Here is a 23,221-nt window from a genome sequence, read left to right on the forward strand (position 1 = left end):
CTATCGGGGCGGGGTGTCAAACGCAACACGCCGCGATCCCGTTCCGTCCTCCCTCTCCACGACCACCACGATGACCGACACGCCTACCACGACCCCATCCGCACACGCTGACGCACCCGTCGACGTGATCATTGTTGGTGGCGGTGTGATCGGTTGCTGGACCGCTCACTATTTAATCGAGCGGGGGGCGACGGTGCGCATCGTCGAGCGTGACACGATCGGCTCGGGTGCTTCGTTTGGTAACTGCGGCTACATCAGCCCCAGTCACGTGATGCCGCTGTGCGTTCCCGGCGCTGTCGCTCACACAATACCGCAAATTCTGACGGGGCGCGGTGCCATTTCAATGGCGATGCGGTTGGACCCGACGCTTTGGAAATGGATGTTTCACTTTTCGCGTCAATGTTTCGAAAAACCGAAAGATCATGCGGCGGTCGCCCGGCATGAGTTGTTACGCACGTCGATATCACTGTACCGCGACTTTGTTCACGATCACAGTCTCGATTGTCAGTGGCAGGATGCCGGGTTGGTGATGGTGCACCGTGGGCAACGATCCTTTGAAGAGTTCCAAAAAACGGCCGACGAATTGGCAACCCGTTACGACGTGCACGCCACCCGACTCGAACGTGATCAACTGCTCGAACAGGAACCTGCCCTCGTCGAAAACGTTGCCGGAGGTTGGTTCTTCGCGGGTGATGCCCACCTGCATCCGGGCCAGCTGCTGCAAAAACTACGCAGCCGCCTCGCGACGGCGGGGTGCGAAATTGTCGAGGGTACCGAAGTCACGGGATTGAACGTGGACGGGGGAAAAATCACGTCGATCGCCACCAATCACGGCACGCAGCGAGCGAAACAATATCTGATCGCGAGTGGTGCCGAGTCGCCCCGATTCGCCAAACCACTCGGCTGCCAGATCCCCATCATCCCCGGCAAGGGGTTTTCGATGACGTTCACGAGCGTGGAGGGGGCGCCGCGAGTCCCGATGATTTTCGAAGACAGCCACGTGGCCGTGACGCCATGGGGAAATCAGTTTCGCGTGGGGTCGACGATGCGTTTCGCAGGGTATGACCGATCCATCAACCCTGCTCGCATGCAGCGAATTCTCGATGATGCCCAAAGTTATCTGCATACACCGCTGCCGAAACGCCCCGAAGCGCCGTGGGCAGGCTGGCGACCGATGGTCTATGACGAACTGCCGTGTCTCGACCGAGCACCGAGATTAGACAACGCCTACGTCGCCGCGGGGCACGGCATGATGGGAATATCGATGGCGACCGGAACGGGAAAGCTGATGGCCCAAATGCTGACCGGAGAAACCCCGCACATCGATCCCGCACCCTATTCATTGAAGCGGTTTTAACAAACCTGGCATCAGCCCCCCCAAGGGCTCATTCCGGCCAGCGGACGCTCAAATCACACGGCGAAAGTCGCGTAAAACCATCCTGCTCAGGCGGGCTGCTGTAGTGATACGCCTGCGCAGTGCCGATGCGGTCCGCCGGTGAATAATCGTCCTGCGCGATGCATTCGAGCCCATACACATCGACAAATACGGCGTCGTAGAGGTTAGGCACTCCAGGCTGATCGGTGACCTCGATCTGATTGAGGACCACCCGGACTCGCTCCAGCACTCCCGCATCAAATCGCCAACACTCGCCGATCACGCGGTCGTTCCCCGGCCGCATCGCTGGATAATCCGCACGTCCATACAGGGTGCCCAGCGTCCAAGCGGGGGTAATCTCGAGCGGTTGGCATGGCCAGCATTTTTCACGGCATTGGCCCCGGCACAGCGTTCCATAAACAAAGAAACGATCATTGGATTCGAGACTGGGCAAACGGCTCATGAGTGGGCTCCGGGCGATCACGGCGTGCGGGACGGGATGCTGACGATATTTGCGGATAGCATTCTCGCTTGATATGATAGGATACGAGCAAGATTCCTTGGCGAACGGTTGTCATCTAAACGCTGAGCCCCTGCTTTTCACCCACCTTTTACCTGATCTGGTCGTTTCAGGAATAGCCGACATGGCCTCCATGTCGGCGTTCCATGGATAGTCGCCTTTCGTTCCCACGAATGCTGCGAACGGTCACGCAGCTTCTGCTGAGCAAAAGGCGACTGTTTCTACGATTCTGAGAGTTGCATGAGATTCAATCGAGCGTGTATTGGCGTTACCTCCCCGTTGATTTGCTGGGTGGCCTGCGTCGTCGCCGCTAGCGTATCGAATGCCGAAGAATCCGTCGATTTCAACCGCGAAGTGCGAACGATTCTGTCGGACAAGTGCTTTTTGTGTCACGGCCCCGATGAGGCGACGCGGGAGGCCGGATTGCGCCTGGATGACCGTGACGAGGCGATCGACTTCATGGCGATCGTCCCGGGCAGCCCCGCCGAGAGCGAGCTGATTGCCCGCATCACCAGTGACGATCCGGACCTCGTCATGCCACCACCGTCGACCGGAAAATCGGTTTCCAGCGAAGAGGCTGCGACGCTCGCGAGTTGGATTGAGCAAGACGCACCCTATGATGCCCACTGGGCATTTGTCGCTCCTCGCCGACCCGATCTGCCCCAGGTCGAGAACACGCAGTGGCCACGAAATGAAATTGATTACTTCGTACTAGAGAAACTGGAGGCTGAATCGCGGTCGCCGTCGCCACCGACCGATCCCGCGACGCTCGCCCGCCGCCTCTCGCTCGACCTCGTGGGGCTGCCGCCGAGTTTGAATCAACTGGACCAGGTTTCCACTGACCAGGTTTCCACTGACCAGGTTTCCACTGACCGGGTTTCCACTGAATCGGAGCAAGATACCGATGCAGCGATCACCGATTTGATCGACCAGCTCCTCGAGTCCCCTCACTTCGGTGAACGCTGGGCGCGCTGGTGGCTCGATGCCGCTCGCTACTCGGACTCGGCAGGCTACGAAAAGGACATGCAGCGAGCGGTGTGGTTCTATCGCGACTGGGTGATCGACGCGATGAATCACGACATGCCCTACGATCAATTCGTGACCGAACAAGTTGCAGGCGATCTGATCTCCGGGGCAACGCAGAGCCAACGAGTGGCGACCGGTTTTCTACGCAACTCGATGACCAACGAAGAAGGCGGCGCGGACCCTGAACAGTTCCGCATTGAGGGCATGTTTGACCGTGTGGATGCGATCGGCAAAGCCGTTTTGGGAATCACGACTCAGTGTGCCCAGTGCCACACTCACAAATACGACCCGATCAGCCACGCCGAGTACTACCAAATGTTCGCGGCGCTCAACAATTTCCATGAGGGCTGCGTCTCCGTCTACACAACCGACCAAGCCCGCCAGCGAGACGAAACGCTTGCGGCGATCGCAAAGATCGAAGATCACCTTCGCGAAGCCACACCGGACTGGCAAACGCAGGTCCAGGAGTGGGCCGAGTCGATGGCTTCTGAGCTCCCGAAATGGCAGGTCATGAAGCCGACGACGGTTCCCTTCCAAGGACAGAAATTTCGGGTGTTGCCCGATGGCTCCATCGTCAGCGAGAGCTATGCGCCGACCAATACCAGCGATGATTTCTCACTGACGACGCACGTCGGCACAATCTCAGCAGTCCGGCTCGAAGCCTTGACCCATCCGCAGTTGCCACGCGGTGGGCCAGGCCGCAGTATCGATGGAACCGGCGCGTTGAGCGAGTTCAAACTCAACATTCAGCCGACGGCCAAAGACGCTCCCGCAATCGACGTGAAATTTGTACGCGCCCTCTCCGATGTCAATCCGCCGGTGCGTGAGCTGAAACCACAATATCGCATCAAGAACGCTAGCCAGGATCAGCGCCAAGTCGGGCCGGTCGAGTTCGCCTTCGATGGCAAGCCCGAGACCGCTTGGACCACCGATCGGGGCCCCGGTCGCAGCAACCAGTCTCGCCATGCAATCTTCGTCCCCGAAACACCGATCGTGATCGATGCTGAGGCGACGTTGACTTTCACGCTGGTGCAAAAACATGGTGGGTGGAACAGCGACGACAATCAAAATTTCCTCCTGGGCCGATATCGTTTCAGTATCACGGATGCCGAATCGATCCCCGACTCAACGATCAATACGAACACACTACCGCTCCTCGCGGGCCCAGCCTCCGAACGATCAGTGTCCCAGTGGCAATCATTGTTCTCGCAGTGGCGTTTGGGCCAGGATGCCTTTGCGAAGGAAAACGCTGAAATCGAATCGCGATGGCAGCAGTTCCCCGAAACCACCACGCAGTTGGTTGCCATCGCGACCGAGAAACCCCGTGAGACCTTTGTATTCAGCCGCGGCGATTTCCTCAGCCCCGGAGAAAAGGTCGCCCCCAACGCACCCGAGTTCTTGAACCCCATGCCGAACTCGAACGAGCCCGCTCGGTTGCGGTTCGCTCGTTGGCTCGTTTCCAAAGACTCACCGACGACGCCTCGTGTGATCGTCAACCGAATTTGGCAAGCCTATTTCGGCCTCGGTTTGGTGGCCACGCCTGAGGACTTTGGGCTGCAGTCTTCCCCGCCTTCACACCCTGAACTACTCGACTTCCTGGCGCGAGAACTCGTCGATAGTGGGTGGAGTTTGAAGCACATCCACCGGCTGATTGTGGATTCGGCTACCTATCGTCAGCGTTCAACGGGGCCACCGCAGGCATGGCGTGATGATCCCCGAAATGAACATCTCGCCCGCGGCCCCCGCGTGCGGATCGAGGCGGAAATGGTTCGTGACCTGGCACTGACCGCCAGCGGGCTGCTCAACCCCAAACGGGGTGGCCCGAGTGTCTATCCACCGGCGCCGCGGTTCTTGTTCGAGCCACCCACCAGCTATGGACCCAAAATATGGGACTTGGACACCGACGCCGAGCAATACCGACGGTCGCTCTACGTACATCAATACCGCAGTGTCCCCTACCCGCCTCTGCAGGTCTTCGACGCTCCCAAGGGCGATTCCGCGTGCGTGCGACGCGAGCAAAGCAATACGCCGCTGCAGGCTCTCGTGCTGCTCAACGAACCCCAATTTGTCGATGCCGCGAGAGGGCTGGCGACCCGCGTGCTACGTGAAATCGTGGCGGTGGATCACGCCCTGAATCGCTCTGCGATCCATCGCTCCGATCGCAGAGCAAGCAGCGGCGATCCGCTCGATCGACATCGGATCTCCCACGCATTCCGCCTCTGCACGAGCCGCCGCCCAGATGCCGATGAGATCGACGTTCTCGAAAAATTACTCAACGAACAGCGTGCACAATTTCACGATCCGTCGGACGACAAAAGCGTGAGTGATGCGCTGCAGCAACGACTGCAGGACATGATCGGCGTCCCCTGGGATCGGTGCCTGCAATTGACGGGGCAGTCACCGTCGGAGCTGGCGGCCTGGATCGTGGTCAGCCGCGCCATTTTGAACCTCGACGAAACGATAACCAAATCATGAACCAGCACACGTTGCCCGATCCCATCGAAGCTCGAACCCGCCTGGCTCGCCGAGACTGGCTGCTGGGGCAGTGCGGCATCGGTCTCGGACATATCGCCTTGACGACGCTGCTCGCTGAGGCAGGATACGCCTCAGAGGTAGACGATCAATCATCCCAGGCAGTGGATCCCTTGGCCGTCAAAGCCCCTCACTTTCCAGCCAAAATCAAGAATGTGATTTTGCTGTTCATGGGGGGCGGTCCAAGTCAGTTCGAAATGTTCGACCATAAACCGCAGCTGGCGAAACTCGATGGCACCCTGCCACCGGCTGACCTACTCGATGGATACCGGGCTGCCTTCATCAACCCCAATTCCAAACTACTGGGACCAAAGTTTTCATTCGCCAAACATGGTGATTCGGGCACCGAGGTCAGCGAACTGTTGCCCCACACTGCTGGCGTGATCGACGACCTGTGTTTGATTCGCTCCATGAAAACGGATGCTTTCAATCATGCGCCGGCCCAGCTGATGATGAGCACCGGGTCGCAGCAGTTTGGCCGCCCGAGCATGGGCTCGTGGTTGACCTATGGGCTGGGCAGCGAGACCAATGACCTGCCTGCCTACGTGGTGTTCAACAGTGGCCAAAAGGGCCCCAGTGCCGGAGCGGGCAATTGGAATTCAGGCTTCCTGCCCACAACGTACTCGGGCGTCGAATTTCGCAGCAGTGGCGATCCCGTGTTGTATCTGTCCAATCCGCCAGGCATGAACAACCAAACACAAGCCAACACGTTGGCAGCCGTGAACAAACTCAATCGCAAGCGGCTCGACGTGGTCGGCGACCCTGAGATTGCCACCCGCGTGAATTCATACGAAATGGCGTTTCGGATGCAAGCGAGTGCACCGGAGGCGATGAATCTTGCCGATGAGTCCGAAGACATGCTCAAGCTATACGGAGCCAAACCGGGCGAGAAATCATTTGCCAATAATTGCTTGCTCGCCCGGCGACTGGTCCAGCGTGGGGTTCGCTTTGTGCAGTTGTTTCATGAATCCTGGGACCAGCACGGTGGGCTCAAGTCAGGCCTGACGAAGAACTGCCAAGACACCGACCAAGGCTGTGCCGCACTGGTGAAAGATCTCAAACAGCAAGGGTTGCTGGACGAAACACTCGTGATCTGGGGCGGTGAGTTTGGCCGCACACCGATGGTACAAGGCGGCAACGATGGCCGCGACCACCACCCCAATGCCTTTTCCATGTGGATGGCTGGCGGCGGATTGAAACCAGGGATGGTCTACGGCAGCACTGACGAACTCGGTTTCGACGTGGCGGAAAATCCGGTGCACGTCCATGACCTACACGCCACCATCCTGCATCTGCTCGGTTTCAACCACAAACGTTTAACCTACCGCTTCCAAGGCCGCGACTTCCGCCTCACCGACGTGCACGGTGAATTGGTGCACGGGATTTTGGCGTAGGTTTCACTTCCGAGCTGCTACGCAGCGAGAGACGGGCACATCACCCTTTGCCCAATTTTGCTCTCAGCCGTGTCAGCAATTCAATTGCGGCGCCGATTTCGGCCTTCTGGCGAGCCGGATCTTCGGGGATCTCTCGCTCGATCGTTAGCGGACCGGTGTAGCCGATTTCAGCGAGCGTTTTCAGGTATGTTTCCATTCCCACATCGCCCTCGCCCAGCGGTACCTCTTGACCCCAGGTCACGCCTGGCTGGTCGCTGGCCAAGGCGTCCTTGCAGTGGATGCTGCGAACGTGTGGACCGAGCTCACGCAACGCCTCGATGGGGTCGCCGGCCCCATACAGAATCATGTTGGCTGGATCGAAATTGATTTTCAAATTGGCTCGGTCAACGGCATTCAAGAACGCTAGCAATCCGTCCGCAGTCTCCTGACCGGTCTCGAGGTGCAGGTATTGATCATTCCCGCGGCAGTGATCACACAGCACGCGAGTCACGTCGACAATGCTGGCATAACCGGGATCCGACGTGTCGTGAGGCACGAATCCCAAGTGCAATGCGACGCAGTCCACTCCCAACCATTTGGCAAAGTCGCTGATCTCCAGCATTTCCGCCAGCCGCGCCGCGCGGGTCGCCTCGGGGACCAGCCCCACAGTGCGAACGACGGTGGGGATGTCCGCGTAACTCTCGCCCTCAAAGCCTCCGAAGACGGCCGTGCAGCGGATGTCTTGCTCGCGAAGTTGCGCGGCAAAAGTTTCGGCAGCTTGCTGCGTGCGATTGCCTGCGTGCGGGGCGTGCAACTGAATCGTTGGCACTCCCAATTCGCGGATCACCGGCCAGGCAACGCCCAGTCCCGCGTCGATCGATGCAAAAACACCTAGTGGCCAATCAGACATGCGATAGATTCCTTAATAGGAGGGTTGTTGAGGTAAAGCGAGAAAATGGTTAACGGTTTCTTCAGTGAGCCGTGACACGTCAGCGGCCGGGTGCCACGCCTTACACGATACAGTCGGGTATTCCGCTCACGTACGCGAGTTGCTCTTGCAGCAGTATTTGAACTTTTTACCACTTCCACAGGGGCACGGTGCGTTGCGACCGACACGGCCGGCACGACGAAAAACTTGGCTCAGGATTCGTTTTGGGTTCTGATGATACATCTTTTGCATCATCTCATAGAGCTGCGGATTCTTCTGCTCGAGCAACTCAGGAGCTTCGAAAAAATATTCACTCAAGACCGCGAAGTACTCCGCTTCGTTGGTGAATGCATAATCATCGATGTATTCATTCGCGGTGACCTCGCGGTGAAGTTCCTTGCCGACCCAACGCACCCACGGCTCGAAGGTCTCGGCACCTACCCCCAAGGGCACACCATCGACGTCACCGTCGGCTTTGTCAACCAAGTGAGCGAATTCGTGAATGCCTACGTTGTGTTTGTCGGTGGTATTGGCGAAGCCTTGGATCAACGACGGTTTCGACAGAATCATCACGCCGCTGAGGTGGTGCGTGCCGACCATGCCCAGCGTATGCGAGTCCCGGCCCTCGTCACTCTGGTAGGCCTCGTCGAACGAGTTGGGATAGATCAGGACCTCGCCCAAACCCGCATATTCAAAATCGGAGAATCCTAAAATCGGGATCACAGCGCTGGCGGCAACCAACGCGCGAGTCGCTTCGTCGACGTCCGTGCGGATTCCAGTAACGGCGACTTCGTCGAGAAAGACTTTCATCAGGTTGCGAAATCGTGCTTGCTCGTCCGGCGTCAGGCCGCGAAAGTATTCCACCTGAGACTGCAGCGTCGCCTCCCAGACCTCAGGAAACGGCTGCGACACGACTCGCAGACGCCGCAGTGTTTTTCGTCGTAGCAAGCCAAAGACGCCAACGGCGACGGGAAAGAGAACCACTCCCCACGGCGAAAACCAGCACAGCACCACGCCGATCAGAGCGACCAAGCCCGAAATCATCAGGGCCGTTTTCCGATTGCGAGCGTTGGCGGCGGCGTCGACTAGCATGAATGGTTCACTGGGGAAGCGGTCGCCAAAATCGTCGGCGGTTGCAGAGCAGAAATTGTAAACCAAGCTGCAGGGCGCAGTCCATCGGCGCGCCGCCAGACGATATCAATCAAACGATCTGCGGTTCCGACACCCCCGACGGGAATCGCAACATGATCACCGTGGTCCATGCGGCTGTCGGCGACCAAGTCACACAGAATGTCTACGGCACATCACGGACCGGCTCGGAGATCCTCGTCTGTCGAATCGGTCTCCGCCGAGAGAACCGAGCGATTGCGAGCAGACCTGAGCGGCTACACGCAGTTTAACGCCTGGCGAAGCTGCAGCGGTCGCAACGGATCAATGCCGTCCCAGGGCAGCTTGTTCCGATTGCGCCGGTTCCCCACCAGATCCGGCTCCCGTGAACCCTTGTTTCGTTGAACTGTGGTAAACGTTGTGCCGATTATTCGCATAGCTCCGTTTAAAATGTCAGTCCTGTGCAAGCTGGGAGCGAGGGCAATTGGGATGGCCGGGTATCGGCCAGCGGCAATGGAAAACGAACAATCATGCAATCGCTCAATCAGCCAGGACGCGTCGCAGCGATCGTGGTGTTGGTGACGTCGGTCGCCTGTTTATCCGGCTGCCGTTTCTATAACGGCTTTTTGAAACCGGTCGGCCCCGATTATTGCCCGCCTGCCGCTCCGATTGCCGCCGAGTGGATCGATCAGACCAACCCCCAGGTCATCAGTGACTCGCAGGGAGTTGACGAGGAGGCTTGGTGGCACGTATTCAACGATCCGATGTTGTCACAGTTGGTAAACGGTGCCCGCCAACAAAACCTGCCGCTTCGACTTGCACACAACCGGGTGGTGCAGGCCCGGTACCAAAGGCAAATCGCCGTGAGTCGGCTTTTCCCACAGCACCAACAGATCGGCGGCGACTACAGCCGCAATCAGATCAGCACCACGACAGTCCCGCAGAATCTCGATCCCCCCGGGTTCCTACCACGGTCCTATGACAATTGGTCAACCGGATTCGATGCCTCTTGGGAACTCGATGTGTGGGGCAAGTATCGACGAAATATCCAATCCGCCGATGCGGAATTGGCGGCATCCGGCGACGACTATCACGATGTCTTGGTCAGCCTGATTGCTGAAACGGCGGCAACTTACATCGAGATTCGAACGTTGCAGGAACGGTTGGCGTTGACAGCAGCCAACGTCGAGATTCAAGAAAAATCACTCGATCTGGCCCATCGTCGACTCGCTGGCGGAGTGGCGACCAAGTTGGACGTTGAGCAAGCTCAGGCGAACTTGTCCATGACGCAAGCATTGGTCTACACCTTGAAAACACAATTGCGGCAAGCCGTGGTTTCGTTGTGTGTGCTGCAGGGCATCCCGCCCACGGATTTGTTGCCCGAATTGGGGCACGCCCCGATCCCGATCGCACCGAGCGACGTTGCCGTCGGAGTTCCCGCGGATTTGCTTCGCCGTCGCCCCGATGTGCGCGCAGCCGAGCGGCAAGCCATCGCCGAGAGTGCCAGGATCGGTATCGCCGCGGCGGACCTATTCCCCAGTCTTACGATTTCCGGATCGATGGGGATAGCCTCCGAAGAGCTCGTCGACCTGTTTGACACCGCCAGCTTCACCGGCGGTGTTGGCCCCGGCTTCCAATGGAACGTGCTGAACTATGGACGGCTTCTTGCCCGCGTTGACCGGCAGACCGTGAAGTTCTGGGAGGCGGTGTTGAACTATCAGGAAACGGCCCTTCAGGCTAACGCTGAAGTTGAAAATGGACTCGTCGCGTTTTTGAATTCGCAACAGGAAGCGATTCAGTTACGCGAAGCCGTCGAAGCGACTCGCCAAGCAGCACAAACTGCCAGCCAGGAATACCAAGGCGGGACGGCAAGCTTCAACCGTGTCTTTGTGATGGAGCGATTACTCGTTTCCCAAGAAAACAAGCTGGCCCAGGTGCGCGGTGATGTGGCGATCAGCTTGGTCGCCGTCTACAAGGCAATCGGCGGCGGTTGGCAATTCGACTGGCAGAGTTATCAGCCCATGCTTGTGGTAGAAGATACTCCAGCCCAAGCAACGAGCGAGAAATTATTGTCTGAGTTTTTGGCCGAATACTCCACCGTCGACCATTCCGATCGCGAAGCGTTCGGCCACCTACTTTCCACACGCGACTTAGACGACGATTTCCCGCTCGCTCCTTCGCAGCCGGTTGATTGAACCGAATGCCGTAAGGCATCGGGTAACACACACCACCCCACCCGCTCACGCCCCCAGCCAATTAGGCCCAATCCACTCTGCGCCAGGCCCTCGCTTCATCCGCATGAACCGAATGCCGTAAGGAACGCGGGATCAATAACTGGCGTAGTGGATCTTGTTAAAGATCCATCCAGAACAGGATCTTTAACAAGATCCACTACGGTAAACCCGTCACTTATTGTTCATGGTATCCTAAGGCATCGGGTAACACACACCACCCCACCCCTCACGCCCCCTGCCAATTAGGCCCAATCCGCTCTGCGCCAGGCCCTCGCTAGAACGGCAACGGGAACAACCAATTCCCCCAGCTATACGCTCGAATTTCAATTTTGCGAAATGGTTTGAGCGACGTGTTGTTTCCGGTATAGATCGCTACTGCACCTTGCCCGCCGGCTCGCAGCCGATCAACGTTGCTGGCGTCCATGCGAATCTGCACCGCGAACTTACCTTTGGGAATCGGTTCAGCTCCGAATTCGGGTAGGTTGGCCGATGGCATCATCTGACCTTGTGCTGTCGCCCACCAAATCGCTTCCACTTTTCCTTCGTAGATGAAACCGGGATGAAAATCCAAGGCGATCTCAACGTCTTGGCCGGGCTCGACATACTTCAGGTGCTCCTGCCAAAAAGGAGCCAAGATGTAGGGATCTTCGTCGCAAATGAAGCTGGCAATCGCACCCACTCGGATAACGCCCACAACGAGTCCCGGACGCGCCTGGAGGTTGATCACGAATCCGTCTTCGGGGGCGTAGATGGTCGTTTGTTCGAGATAGTATTCGGCCTGTCGCAACTGGGCCTCAATTTCGGCGACTTGCGTATTAACGCCGTCAATATTGGATTCGTAGGCGAGTTGCGCCTTCTTCAGATTGGCGCGGCTTTCGTTGATCGCAGCTCTCGTAGTCGACAGGTTCGTTTGCCATTGCTCCAGTGATTCCACTCGGGCGGCGCCGGTCTTCGTTAAGCCTTCGTATCGCGCGACTTGTTCCTGAGCAAACACTTCATCACTGTTTGATATCGCAAGTTCCGCTTCCGCCACTTCGATGTCCACCTGCAAAATTTTCACGTTCTGCTGAGCCGCCGCCAGCGACGCCTTGAGTTCGTTGACCTGATACCGATAAAGCCGATCGTCAAATCGAAATAGCGGATCCCCTTTCTTGACGGGCGCATTGGGTTTGACCAGGACTTCCGTCAACAGCGTCGGTTCGGGCAGCCGCGGCACCAACTGAATGGTTCGTCGGATGATCGTCGCATCGATTGAATAGGGCTGATTGAATCGCAACAGGACAAAAAAGAACAATGCGACGTGGAGCCCAATGAACACCGTGCAGATGCCCCACGCAGGAGTGAACTTGCGAATCTTGAATTTGATAAAAAACAGCCAACAGAAGATGGCGTATATAAACGCCATCGCGAGTGCAACAACCATCTATTTATCTACCTCCTGCGACTTTTCGTCTTGATCGGTGTCACAGGATCCTGATTTTTCAGCGGCGGAACTGGAAACGGATTCATCCTCATGATGAGAAGACTCTTCTGCGTGAGAAGAGGCTTCCCGCTTTGGGAATCTGCGGATGTCGACCACATCGGTTGGTTTAAAGGCCCATAGGAAGGCTTGGATCCAAGGCACGCCGCCCAGAAACCCCAACCATCCCATGACATAAATCGCATCGGCATCTGGATGATTTCGCTTCCGAGCGATCCGTCCAGGCAGGCCCAGGACCAGGCACAGGACCGTCAAGAAACCAATCACAATGATCATGATCGAGGCGAAGGTGAGATAGTCGTAAAATCCGATCGGCGGCATCTGTACATCGCTCCGCAAGTTTCAATAGAGCCGCGACATCGCGCAGCTGGGTGTGAGTCGAACTCTAATTGGGCCGTCACGGAAATGCGTTTACCGTGTGAGAGAAATGTGGAACATCACCTCGCCCAAGACCCGACAATCAGCATGATCCTCACTGTCGATCATCGATCCGGTTCCCAATCCAACTCGCAGCGCCGATCCCGCGAGGTCAGTTCTGCTCGAGGTCCCGTTCGGATTGCAAACGCGCCTTCTCAACATCCGCCAAAGCGCGCGCGGCGATCCCGACAACCAACCCGATGAAAACCATCCCAACCATTCCGATCAGAACTGCGACCACCCGACCGAGCGGGGTATGGGGAACGATCTCGCCGTAGCCAATCGTCAATCCGGTAATACACGCGAAATAAATGGCGCTGCTGAGATCGAGATCCTCGGTAAACGAGATGATCACACCACCGAGAAAAATCAGAGTGATCAGGCAGATCAGTACTTCGCGAACCAACATCGTGAAATACGCGAAACGTTTGACGAAATCGCTGAATACTTTAACTCGTCGAAACATGCGGCGACTTTGGCGCGGTACTACGGTCAGTGAAACACTCGAGACGGCTCCAACGCACCGCTCATCGTTTAGGCACAAAGTGTAATAGCTGACAAACCGAGTCGGTAGGTCTTCGCGTTAAAGAACGGGAAAACAAATGTGACGGGCGTAATTCGCAGAGCAAAACCCCTCCGGGGCGAAGCCCCAGCAGTTTACCCAGCCCAGCCCAGCCGCCTGCGGTCGTAGGCTGGCGTAGTGGATCTTGTTAAAGATCCTGCCAATGGGATCTTTAACAACATCCACGACCAATCGCGTGGCGACTGCGGGGCACAGCACTTTCGCGAGGGAGACATCAATAAAAACCTGCGACTTCGCATCCCCTGCACGGCTCCAATTCATCACGGCTAGACAATTGCGAGTCAAGTGAACTGCGTCGCTCAGCAACTTCCCGGTCGAGAGAGACATGCAAGTCGCCCCAGCAACCAGCGTGAGGTTTGAACCACGAATCACACGAATCACACGAATCGTCAGCATGGATCAAATTCGTGTCATTCGCGTCATTCGTGGTCAAATCAATACCCATAACAACGGAGCCGACAACATTGCCCCGACCATCACACAGGCCGCCCTTGAGAAGCTGCGATGTCCCCCTAAGGCTTCGAGGTTTGAACCACGAATCACACGAATGACACGAATCGTCAGCGTGGATCAAATTCGTGTCATTCGCGTCATTCGCGTCATTCGTGGTCAAATCAATACCCATAACAACGGAGCCGACAACATTGCCCCGACCATCACACAGGCCGCCCTTGAGAAGCTGCGATGTCACCCTGAGGCTTCGAGGCTTGAACCACGAATCACACGAATCACACGAATCGTCAGCGTGGATCAAATTCGTGTCATTCGCGTCATTCGTGGTCAAATCAATACCCATAACAACGGAGCCGACAACACCCACAGGCGTGCGGGACCAAGAACGAAAACCAGTGCCCCAGACTCATCCGTTCGGTTGATGGCTGGCAGGAACGCCAGCCCTTCACCCGCAAGGAAGCGGCCAGTCCCACGGAAGCGAAACTCCATGCACTGCGCCGGAGCAATTCGATTCAGTTCAACGGAACCGATCACCCGGTCGCCGCGAGCGATTCTTCATTGCCAATACGCCCGACACACTTGCAGCCGATCCTCACACGCATCGGCTTGGATACCCATGCCTGGTGTGACGTCGTGAGCCGATTTGGGCGGGTGTTCAAGCGAGCAGCGGGTAGCCCAGAACACCTCGCCGAGGGAGCCAGCCGTCGCGGTCAAGGTTGGCTCTGCGCCCGTGACAACCCACTCGGGATATCTTCGGCCTGACCGTCTTCGGAAAACCTTCCACTTTGATTCCCTCCGGGGTCGCTGCTGCGCCGATATCGGAGAATCGGATCAGGATCAGGATCAGCCAGATGCTCGGTGGCCGCATTCTGCGAGGACCGGATCGTAGTGAAATCGGCCGAAATACAAACCGCAGCCCGGACTGAAAAATGGGTGGCGCTCTTTTCGTTTGCCTCCCGAGAAATCAACGTCGTAAAGTCCCCAAAATTCATACTAGCGTTGCCGGGTGCAAAGTCAACCCCTGAAAAAGTGCTCTGTCCCTCTGCTTCTTTTTCGTAGCGGAACTCGTCAAGAGTTTCGGGGGACACTCGCCGTGGATCGAAAGTCTTGACGACTTTCGCTACGCTAAAAACACACAAATCTTATAGGGAACAATGCTTCACTGCGTTGCGTTTGGGCGCTAGCCCTGGCTGAACATCGGAACCGTGGCTAGCGCCAAAACGGCCAATTTACTGAACGACTCCTGCCTAACCGCTACTGCTGCGGTTGCAGCAACAGCTGCACGCCGTCGACGACAACGAAGCCATCCGTATTTCGATTCGATACCGTCACCATGATGGAATCGTTGACGCGAAAATTCCCCAGTGACGAACCGACCGCAGTTCCTACGCGTTGGTTGACGATTATCTCTTTTGTGTCTTCGCCTACCGAAACTGTCACCGGAGTCTTTGTGGATCGATTGCCAGACGCGACGTACAGCAGGCTGACTTCGTAAGTGCCGGGTTTTAGGACATCGATTTTGAAGGTCGCCGTCTTTTCGCCCTTGCCGTTGTTGTCGTCGTGAAGGTAGGCCAGACCACAGACAGCAGACAAAGTGCCCGACGTCCACGATCCCATTGTCTTGGCATCCGTATCATCCGTCACCAACCCGGGCAGTGTCTTTGCAGGTTTACGAACAGACTTGTCATCCCATACCAGCCGCTGGCCGTCGTGTTCCAGTTTTGCTTTCAGCTTGGCGAAGTCCACATCCTGTACGGCAATCTGTTCAGTGATCGCAATCGCTGCGGCGCTGCCAACACTTTGTCCCAGAATCATGTACACCGGTTCCATGCGGATCGATCCAAAGGCAACGTGGGACGAAGAAAGGCAGACCGGCACCAACAGGTTCTCACATTCATTCTTTTTAGGGACGATCGAGCGGTACGAAACGGGATACGGTTTCCGAAAGCCATGTCCAAAACCGCCTTCGTTGCGCACCGTCTGCACTCCGTTTTCTTCCACGACCACTCGCTGACAAAAGTGTGAATCCATTGCATACGAAGCCAGCCCCACAGAATCGTCAACGACCCGCCGTGATTCGCAGTCCGCCTGTGTGACGACATAGTCCGAAATCATGCGGCGGCCTTCGCGTACATACAACTGATGAGGCCAGAATCCGGTTTCCGTGAACTCCTGCCGATCGAGTCCCCAGGCGCTCACCCGAGCCCGTAGTGCTTCGGGAACCTGAGGATCGTTTGCCAGGAAGTACATCAGTCCTTGCTGGTAGCCCAAGTGGTCTTGGAAAATGCGTTCGCGCAGTTCGTACAATTCACGCAGCGGCACCGCCAGCCCTCGTCGTGGGAGAGGAAGTTCGCTGATCGAACCAGGCTTGTACGTGCCGTCGGGCCAGCGGTAATTGCCACCGACATAGTCCGACGAAAAACTCCCTGCGTTGTTGCTGTCGCCTTGTCGCATCTGAACCGGCCCGTCGGTCATCGGAGTCGTCGTGTAGTTCAGACGCCAATCGATGCGTTCATCGAAATTCAGAAAGCGGGCCAGCAGCGCGTAGCGATTGGCGTCATAGCCGCGTGGTTTCGCGAACGCGACTTTATCGGCACCGCGTGAAAGTTGAAGTCGGAAATTGTACGCCTGGACTTTGAAGTCTCCATCGCCCGGTTTTCCAGGAGTCTCCGCGGCGATTTCTGGCAGCAGGCCTGAGGCCGGATCATCCGCAATCACGTAGGGACTCAGCGGCAGCCGGCAAAACTGGTAGACGTTTTTCCACGACACCGTCTGCCATTGCCCGCCCAACGATTCGTTGTAAGTTGTCGCCGGTTCGCGTCCGACGTGATAGGAAACGTTCGCAGCGGCCAGCAGGTCGCCTTCATAAGTACTGTCCACAAATACCGCCGCCCGCACGGTCTCGCCGGTTTCCATGGTTGCGGAAACCAGTCGCTGATCCTGCATCACAACGGAGCTGAGCGCCCGCCTCAGCAGAACTTTCACGCCGGCTTCATCGAGCATTTTGCGGTACAACGCCTCGGCATCCCCAGGAGAATAGTCTAGAGCTTTGCCAATTCGATTGTAGAACTCCAGAGCGATTCCGCCGATCGAATCCTTTCTACCTAGTGCCGCCGGAACGAATTGCTCTGGCGTGAAATGCGTTTACAACGGAAACTACGTATCTTTCGCATTTTCACGGAGTGGGACATGTCAGGCAAGGCGGCTAAGGTGCAGGTGACTGAGAAACAAAAGGCGTTGCTCGATGAGTTCGTTGCGGCCAGGTCGACACCGGTTGGCTTGCAGACGCGGAGCCGCATTATTTTGCTTGCTCACGAGGGGAACAACAACGAAGAGATTGAGCAGATTATTGGTTTGGGTCACGATGCGATCGGAACGTGGCGGCGACGCTGGCGAGACAACTGGCCACGGCTGATCAGCATTGAATGTGGCGAAGGCATTGGCCCTTTGAAGAAGGCGATCATTGAGCTGCTCAGCGACATTAAACGCTCAGGTCGACCAGCACGAATTACGTCCGCCCAGCAGGCCGAATTGGCTGCCAAAGCGTGCGAAGATCCGCAGGACTCCGGACGCCCGATTAGCCAATGGAGCAGCGACGAATTGGCCGACCAGATGGGCCGAATCCCAAACGGGTTTGCGATCAGCGGTGGATGGGTGCGTCGGTTACTCGCTCGCATGGACATCCGACCGCATCATCATCAGTACTGGCTGTTCTCGAAAGACAAAACCAAAGATCCGATGTTTGATTTGAAGGTCAATGCGATCTGTGATGCGTATAGCGAAGCGATCGACCTCTATCATCGTCTGGGGGTTCACACGATTTGTATCGATGAGATGACCGGCATCCAAGCGCTCGAGCGGATTGCACGAGACTTGCCGGTCCGGCCAGGCAATGTGGCTCGCTTGGAGTACGAGTACAAGCGACATGGAACGACGGGTTTGTTTGGTAACCTTCACGTGGCAACTGGCAAGATCTGGGCTCCACTGCTTCGCAAGACACGCGGTGAAATCGATATGCTCGAAAACATCAACAATATCATTTGCGAAGGAGGCGAGGACGCGAACTATCGCTTTATCATGGATAACCTCAACACACATTGCAGCGAGACGATGGTGCAGATGATTGCCGCCATAATCGGATACACCCAAGACCTCGGTGTCAAAGGAAAAAGCGGCATTTTAGGATCAACTGAAAGTCGCCGAGAGTTCTTGAGTGACCCGACTCATCGGATTCGCTTTATTTTCACACCTCGCCATTGCTCGTGGCTCAATCAAATCGAGATCTGGTTCGGAACGCTTCGCCGGAAGCTACTTCGCCGGCTGAGCTTTACATCCACGGATCATGTTGAGGACATGATCTTGGCGTTCATTGACTACTACAACACCACGCTGGCGAAACCATATCAATGGACCTATCGAGGCACTATTCTGGCTTCTTGATAAAATGGCGACTTTCCCCGAATCAAGCTACGCCAATTCGTTCCGGCGGCACTAGATCGGTCGCGGTCAATCCACCGGACGTCATTCCGCCCACGTGTCGGTTGAAGGAAAGCAGGACTGCGGATTTCCCTTCGCGGGCGGCTTGGATGGCGGCCGTCACTCCGGCCGGAGTGCCTCCGTACACGGCCACATCGCACTCGATCAATTTTGGCTGCCCAGGCTCCGCCGGTTCGTAGTAGTGGGGCTCACCCGCCGTGGTCACGTTGTAGCAACAGGCTGCATGCAAAGCAGCGCTCACAACGACGGCCATCAGCCAGACGGCTCGCTTCAAAACTGGTTCTCGGCTGCTCATCTGCATTTCCTGTACGTCTTGTTTTTAGTTAAAGTTTCGTTTTTTGCTTGAAAAGGTTCCGTCGCCGTCACTCCGACGCATTGTAGGCACAATTGTATTCGCAGTGTGGCGCCGGGGTTCGTCTTTGATGCGATCTCTGCCGTGATCGAGAAACTGTCGCATGAACTTGTCGAATTATCTGGTCACTGGTTCTTGCGACGGTGAGGAATAAAGGCGAGTTAAGAGGGGCAGGTACGAATGCCGCGTGTTTTAGCGTCTTGATCAACCGGTAGACGATTTCGGTCGATCAACCACAACCTGTAGTGCTAGCAAATATCGCACGCAGTGTGACGGCATTTGCTGTGCCAAGATTCGTCTTTCAAAGACGGCGAGATCCCGCTCTGATGTGTTGAACTATCAACCCCAACACTGACAAAACGGAACCCCGCCGTGTCCCAGCATGATAACAACTCGCTGTCCAAAGTGGCAGCCAAGTTGCAAAACGATCCAGAACAATCTTTGGTCTTTGAACGCTTCTTGCCGGCCCCTGAAATCGTGGAAGCTTGCGGGCAGTTTGGATACCAATTCCGGGAGCGCATTTACACTCCGGTCATCACGCTCTGGATGTTCCTGGGACAAACTCTTTCTGCCGATCACTCCTGTCGTGACGCGGTGATGCGTTTGAATGCTTGGCGAGTCGAACGCGGCAAAGCGAAGGTCTGTACCAATACCACAGCCTATTGCCATGCCAGGCAGAGACTTCCCGAAGAAATGGTAGCCGAACTGGCGCGCCGTAGTGGACGTGGTTGCCAGCAAACGGCCCGCGAAGATTGGCGATGGAAAGGACGGCCTATCAAGATGGTCGACGGGTTGACTTTGACGATGCCTGACACTGCTGAGAATCAGAAAGAGTACCCGCAGCAGAAAGGACAGAAGAAAGGATGCGGCTTTCCGATCATGCGTTGTGTCATGATTTTCTGCTTGGCAACCGGCGTGGTGCTGGACATCGCAATGGCGCCTTATCGAGGCAAGCAAACAGGTGAGAATAGCCTGCTGCAAACGCTCATCGAGCTGCTTTTTCCCGGCGATATCTTACTTGCCGACCGGTACTACGCGACATTCGCTAACATCGAGCGAGCACAGCGCAAAGGATACGACTTGGTAATGCGTTCGCACCACAAACGCAAGATTGATTTTCGACGTGGTTTCAAACAAGGAAGCTACGATCAGGTGGTTGTCTACCATAAGCCACCGAAACGTCCGGTGTGGATGAGCGAACAAGAATTCGCCGAGTCTCGCGACTTCGTCCTCGTTCGTCACGCCAGCTACGAGGTAAAAGTAAAAGGGTTTCGTGTCAAGCGCATCATTCTTGCAACAACCCTTTTGGATCCAGTTCTTTACACCGTCGAAGACCTGGCGGAGCTCTACGTTCAAAGATGGCAAGTGGAGTTGGATATCCAAACTTTAAAGACACATATGCAAATGGAGCACCTTCGCTGCCAGAGTCCCTCGATGGTGCGAAAAGAGATCTACGCGCACATGATTGCCTATAACCTATCGTTCGCACAGCCTACCGCTTTGACACGAGTCCCAAACGTCTCAGTCACAAAGGTGCCGTCCAAGCACTCAATGCTTTTTCGGAAAAACTCCAAGCCGACAGCGAACGCATTGATGCGCTCGAACAGGCTCTGCTCGAATCAATTGCCGACCATCCGATAGGCGACCGAAAACCGCGAATTCATCCACGCGAAATTAAACGCAGGCCCAAGCCATATCCCACGATGAAACGCCCACGCCACGCCGCTCGAAGGTCAGCGGCATGAAGAACTTAAAGCTAAAACACGCGGCATTCAGAGCTGACCCGTTATCTTCGTTGTCCCGTTATCTTCCTTTCGAGTTTACCTCGGCCATCAGCTGCTTGGTCACACGAGCAATGACGCGACTCGGTAGCACGGACGTCGGGCCACGTTGTCGTTCGGTACGGCCTCGACTGGCGATCGCGATGCCACGAATGCGACCTTCCACGTCAATGACGGGGCAGCCGACCTCGTGCAGGAGAAGTTGGATATCAGTATCGAAGACTGCATTGAAGCCGGATCGCCTCGGTGAATCGTGCTTGCCTATCATCCAAGATTTTTCCACGCTCGCACGTGGTAAAGGTGTTCGCACTTCCATGGGCGCTCCCTTTCGAAGAAGTGCGATTGATACCAAATCACCGGTGCAGTAGTCTTTAAAATTGGATGCTAATATTTGAGTTAATCTTGCAATGTTCGGAGTTGCGTGGGCGTTGATGGAAACGATGATGTCGTTGCGTTCAAGCTTTGTTCCTTCGGTACTCAGGTTAATTTTGTTTCGCCATCCGCCACCCAAACGAATAATCTTCACTCCATCTTGCGTATCGACGGTGGAGTCACCCGTCCAAGCGGGTTCGGGTGGGATCGCACGCGTTTGGATAGAGACGATTCCCGGTTGAAGAACTTGATCAGGACCAACTCCGCAGAGGATTTGCATCATGGATGGTGGCTCATTGTCGAAAAATTCGACGTCCACAAGGCCGACGACGTCAATCTTCAACAAGGCGAGGTCATTCTCTTGTGACTCTGCCCGTTTGTCGGCGTCGACGATTGACCCGTCGGCCAATCGGCAACTCACCTCCCCGTCCAGAGCGCTCGCCTTGGTGAGAATCCATCCGCCAGCGTCAACGATGGTTCCGATGCTGACAGGCTTAGAATCAACCAGTACTTCCACAACCGACTGGGCAACTGCCTTGCTCGGAGCGACGAATCGCCTTCGAAGCGGATGAGGCACTCCAGTCGCGGTGTCAATCGACTCAATCTGTTTCAAGTCATCCCATTGCACCTTGGCGACTTCCGATCGGACACCTCCGGCAAGATTGTTTAGTACGGCGACGTACTGACCTTTTTGGTTAAAGATTCCGCCTCCGGACATGCCACCGTTACCAGTGAAGTATTCCGTAGTTAGTTCGGGACTCCACATTAAAAAGCTCTGCAGTTTGACCGCAGTTGACCTGATGACAGGTGTTCTGCCCTTTAAGAACTGACGGGTCCGTCCATCGATAGCCGGATAGCCGCAGGCAACCAGTGGATCACCCGGATTCAATGACGACGTATCGGCGATCTCCGCAAATGGCCAGGAGCCTGTTGACGTGATCTTTACGAGTCCAACATCGGAAATCAGATTCGTACCTAGCGTGACTGCGTCAAGATCGCGCCCGTCCGATAGGCAGACTGTCACTCGCTCTCCCGGCAACTGAGAGGTGTGTCCGCATGTCAGGACGTAGCCGTCCTCCGATACGATCACCCCGCTCCACCGGTCGTAGTGTACTCCGTCATAAGCGAGTCGATCTTTCGATATCAGCCGCACCGTCGATTCCTTTGCAATTTCTTTTGCCTTCGACAATTGGGCATCTGCCGTTGAGGCAGGTGCTTTGCCTGGACCAAGGACATCCTCCGTCTTTCTCCCTCGAAGCATCTCAGGGTGGTCTCCGGCGTTAATGCGGTAGATCGAGTCCGGGTTGGGCGGATATCGAATCCAATCGAGGTTCTTTCCAGCGAAAAGTTCATCGCGATTGGCAAGAAATTGATCCACTGCGGTCACGTAGCTCTGGTCGTTGACGAAACCGGTGTCAATGCCGAGTAACCGGCCGTCCATGTCAATGACGGCAGCATCCTCGAAGAAACCCGGAAAACAGGTTGTTGTGAACCAGCGGTTTGGCACGCTACGGTCAATGAACCCGAACCTTGCCGTCGGTGACGAATCAAATTTCGTATCGCCGCGCGGTGTGTAACCGATCACCAGACAAGGTTCTCCGGCCTTCAAATCCTTGGTCGACCCCAATTGGATCGCCGGCCACGGGCCCTCTTCTTTGATCCTCATAACACTGAAATTCCATTCCACCGACCAACCCGCAGGCTCTGCGGTGACGGTTCGGCCATCGCTCAAATGGACTTTTACCTCATTCGATAGGGCACCACACGGCCGCAAAATATACCCGTCAGATGATACGATGACGCCGGTCGAGTTTATTATGTTGTCACCGTTGTCAGCCCATTCGATGCGCACGATCGACTCGCTGACTGACTGGTAAAGTTTTGGCAAGCCTTCTAATGAGGACTCCATCGCGGCAGAGATTAACTTCGTCTTTCCGGATGCGTCGATCCGTTTTGCATCGTCAGCATGCACCCGCTCTGTTTTGAGGGAGGCCGTTGCCGTGATCAGAAGAAGTCCCAAATACCAAGTGAGTCGAAAAGTGACGTTGTACGATCTCATGAAACTGCAACTTTGAGTGATGTGGTCGAAGGTGGTGCCAGATATTGGCTGTCGCAACGTACGCTGTATGCCCATCGTCCCACTGAAGACCACGGTTATCGTCCTCAAACACCAGATAGTCATTGAAGTTGT

General features: G+C 56.1%; 17 protein-coding genes. 7 read left to right on the forward strand and 10 right to left on the reverse strand.

Annotated elements, in window-relative coordinates:
• Positions 1-70 precede the first annotated feature (70 nt).
• On the forward strand, positions 71-1,357 hold the full coding sequence (locus tag SH410x_RS28285; RefSeq protein ID WP_473672957.1) for an NAD(P)/FAD-dependent oxidoreductase: 1,287 nt from the start codon (positions 71-73) through the stop codon (positions 1,355-1,357).
• Positions 1,358-1,385: 28 nt separating this feature from the next.
• Here SH410x_RS28285 and SH410x_RS28290 read toward each other — a convergent pair whose 3' ends face one another.
• The gene (locus tag SH410x_RS28290) at positions 1,386-1,838 is read right to left on the reverse strand and encodes a gamma-glutamylcyclotransferase family protein (RefSeq protein WP_473672959.1); all 453 of its coding nucleotides are present in this window, start codon (positions 1,836-1,838) and stop codon (positions 1,386-1,388) included.
• Positions 1,839-2,135: 297 nt separating this feature from the next.
• On the opposite strand from SH410x_RS28290, the gene SH410x_RS28295 reads away from it, so the two are divergent.
• Positions 2,136-5,396 carry a PSD1 and planctomycete cytochrome C domain-containing protein gene (locus SH410x_RS28295; protein ID WP_473672961.1) on the forward strand — a complete coding sequence of 1,087 codons (3,261 nt, stop codon included), beginning with the start codon at positions 2,136-2,138 and terminating at the stop codon, positions 5,394-5,396.
• Complete coding sequence (locus SH410x_RS28300) at positions 5,393-6,847, forward strand: DUF1501 domain-containing protein (protein WP_473672963.1); 1,455 nt, start codon at positions 5,393-5,395, stop codon at positions 6,845-6,847. Before SH410x_RS28295 ends, SH410x_RS28300 begins: the two co-directional genes overlap by 4 nt.
• Positions 6,848-6,887: 40 nt before the next feature.
• Here the strand turns inward: SH410x_RS28300 and SH410x_RS28305 are convergent, their stop codons facing one another.
• Both SH410x_RS28305 and SH410x_RS28310 read right to left on the reverse strand, forming a co-directional pair.
• Positions 6,888-7,736 (reverse strand): sugar phosphate isomerase/epimerase family protein, encoded by an 849-nt coding sequence (locus SH410x_RS28305; protein ID WP_473672965.1) that lies wholly within the window; start codon positions 7,734-7,736, stop codon positions 6,888-6,890.
• A 126-nt stretch (positions 7,737-7,862) separates the two neighbouring features.
• Positions 7,863-8,846 (reverse strand): zinc-dependent peptidase, encoded by a 984-nt coding sequence (locus SH410x_RS28310; RefSeq protein ID WP_473672967.1) that lies wholly within the window; start codon positions 8,844-8,846, stop codon positions 7,863-7,865.
• 545 nt (positions 8,847-9,391) lie between these two features.
• Between SH410x_RS28310 and SH410x_RS28315 the strand changes: the two genes are divergently transcribed.
• Complete coding sequence (locus SH410x_RS28315; RefSeq protein WP_473672969.1) at positions 9,392-11,056, forward strand: efflux transporter outer membrane subunit; 1,665 nt, start codon at positions 9,392-9,394, stop codon at positions 11,054-11,056.
• Positions 11,057-11,369: 313 nt separating this feature from the next.
• Here the strand turns inward: SH410x_RS28315 and SH410x_RS28320 are convergent, their stop codons facing one another.
• The 4 genes from SH410x_RS28320 to SH410x_RS28335 all read right to left on the reverse strand — a co-directional run bounded on the left by SH410x_RS28320 (position 11,370) and on the right by SH410x_RS28335 (position 13,971).
• On the reverse strand, positions 11,370-12,518 hold the full coding sequence (locus SH410x_RS28320) for an HlyD family secretion protein (RefSeq protein ID WP_473672971.1): 1,149 nt from the start codon (positions 12,516-12,518) through the stop codon (positions 11,370-11,372).
• A complete protein-coding gene (locus SH410x_RS28325; protein WP_473672972.1) occupies positions 12,519-12,896 on the reverse strand; it encodes a DUF3302 domain-containing protein in 378 nt (125 codons plus the stop codon).
• 208 nt (positions 12,897-13,104) lie between these two features.
• Positions 13,105-13,458, reverse strand: coding sequence for a potassium channel family protein (locus SH410x_RS28330; protein WP_473672974.1), 354 nt, complete (start codon positions 13,456-13,458; stop codon positions 13,105-13,107).
• 117 nt (positions 13,459-13,575) lie between these two features.
• On the reverse strand, positions 13,576-13,971 hold the full coding sequence (locus tag SH410x_RS28335) for a hypothetical protein (protein ID WP_473672976.1): 396 nt from the start codon (positions 13,969-13,971) through the stop codon (positions 13,576-13,578).
• Here SH410x_RS28335 and SH410x_RS28340 point away from each other — a divergent pair.
• Positions 13,970-14,665 carry a hypothetical protein gene (locus SH410x_RS28340; protein WP_473672977.1) on the forward strand — a complete coding sequence of 232 codons (696 nt, stop codon included), beginning with the start codon at positions 13,970-13,972 and terminating at the stop codon, positions 14,663-14,665. The two genes, SH410x_RS28335 and SH410x_RS28340, sit on opposite strands and share 2 nt — an antisense overlap.
• Positions 14,666-15,282: 617 nt before the next feature.
• On the opposite strand, the gene SH410x_RS28345 is transcribed toward SH410x_RS28340, so the two are convergent.
• On the reverse strand, positions 15,283-17,118 hold the full coding sequence (locus SH410x_RS28345; protein WP_473677425.1) for an FAD-dependent oxidoreductase: 1,836 nt from the start codon (positions 17,116-17,118) through the stop codon (positions 15,283-15,285).
• Positions 17,119-17,166: 48 nt separating this feature from the next.
• On the opposite strand from SH410x_RS28345, the gene SH410x_RS28350 reads away from it, so the two are divergent.
• The gene (locus tag SH410x_RS28350; RefSeq protein WP_473672979.1) at positions 17,167-18,468 is read left to right on the forward strand and encodes an IS630 family transposase; all 1,302 of its coding nucleotides are present in this window, start codon (positions 17,167-17,169) and stop codon (positions 18,466-18,468) included.
• Positions 18,469-18,490: 22 nt separating this feature from the next.
• On the opposite strand, the gene SH410x_RS28355 is transcribed toward SH410x_RS28350, so the two are convergent.
• On the reverse strand, positions 18,491-18,820 hold the full coding sequence (locus SH410x_RS28355) for an FAD-dependent oxidoreductase (RefSeq protein ID WP_473672981.1): 330 nt from the start codon (positions 18,818-18,820) through the stop codon (positions 18,491-18,493).
• A gap of 429 nt (positions 18,821-19,249) precedes the next feature.
• Here SH410x_RS28355 and SH410x_RS28360 point away from each other — a divergent pair, with 429 nt between their 5' ends.
• Complete coding sequence (locus tag SH410x_RS28360; protein ID WP_473672982.1) at positions 19,250-20,518, forward strand: IS4 family transposase; 1,269 nt, start codon at positions 19,250-19,252, stop codon at positions 20,516-20,518.
• A 162-nt stretch (positions 20,519-20,680) separates the two neighbouring features.
• Here the strand turns inward: SH410x_RS28360 and SH410x_RS28365 are convergent, their stop codons facing one another.
• Complete coding sequence (locus SH410x_RS28365; RefSeq protein WP_473672984.1) at positions 20,681-23,212, reverse strand: S1 family peptidase; 2,532 nt, start codon at positions 23,210-23,212, stop codon at positions 20,681-20,683.
• Positions 23,213-23,221 lie beyond the last annotated feature (9 nt).

The organism is Rhodopirellula sp. SH410 (assembly GCF_055811895.1).

Coding starts and splice junctions, on each gene's coding strand:
- SH410x_RS28285 (WP_473672957.1), top strand. CDS start 71: ATGACCGACACGCCTACCACGACCCCATCCGCACACGCTGACGCACCC.
- SH410x_RS28290 (WP_473672959.1), bottom strand. CDS start 1,838: ATGAGCCGTTTGCCCAGTCTCGAATCCAATGATCGTTTCTTTGTTTAT.
- SH410x_RS28295 (WP_473672961.1), top strand. CDS start 2,136: ATGAGATTCAATCGAGCGTGTATTGGCGTTACCTCCCCGTTGATTTGC.
- SH410x_RS28300 (WP_473672963.1), top strand. CDS start 5,393: ATGAACCAGCACACGTTGCCCGATCCCATCGAAGCTCGAACCCGCCTG.
- SH410x_RS28305 (WP_473672965.1), bottom strand. CDS start 7,736: ATGTCTGATTGGCCACTAGGTGTTTTTGCATCGATCGACGCGGGACTG.
- SH410x_RS28310 (WP_473672967.1), bottom strand. CDS start 8,846: ATGCTAGTCGACGCCGCCGCCAACGCTCGCAATCGGAAAACGGCCCTG.
- SH410x_RS28315 (WP_473672969.1), top strand. CDS start 9,392: ATGCAATCGCTCAATCAGCCAGGACGCGTCGCAGCGATCGTGGTGTTG.
- SH410x_RS28320 (WP_473672971.1), bottom strand. CDS start 12,518: ATGGTTGTTGCACTCGCGATGGCGTTTATATACGCCATCTTCTGTTGG.
- SH410x_RS28325 (WP_473672972.1), bottom strand. CDS start 12,896: ATGCCGCCGATCGGATTTTACGACTATCTCACCTTCGCCTCGATCATG.
- SH410x_RS28330 (WP_473672974.1), bottom strand. CDS start 13,458: ATGTTTCGACGAGTTAAAGTATTCAGCGATTTCGTCAAACGTTTCGCG.
- SH410x_RS28340 (WP_473672977.1), top strand. CDS start 13,970: ATGGATCAAATTCGTGTCATTCGCGTCATTCGTGGTCAAATCAATACC.
- SH410x_RS28335 (WP_473672976.1), bottom strand. CDS start 13,971: ATGCTGACGATTCGTGTGATTCGTGTGATTCGTGGTTCAAACCTCACG.
- SH410x_RS28350 (WP_473672979.1), top strand. CDS start 17,167: ATGCGTTTACAACGGAAACTACGTATCTTTCGCATTTTCACGGAGTGG.
- SH410x_RS28355 (WP_473672981.1), bottom strand. CDS start 18,820: ATGAGCAGCCGAGAACCAGTTTTGAAGCGAGCCGTCTGGCTGATGGCC.
- SH410x_RS28365 (WP_473672984.1), bottom strand. CDS start 23,212: ATGACTATCTGGTGTTTGAGGACGATAACCGTGGTCTTCAGTGGGACG.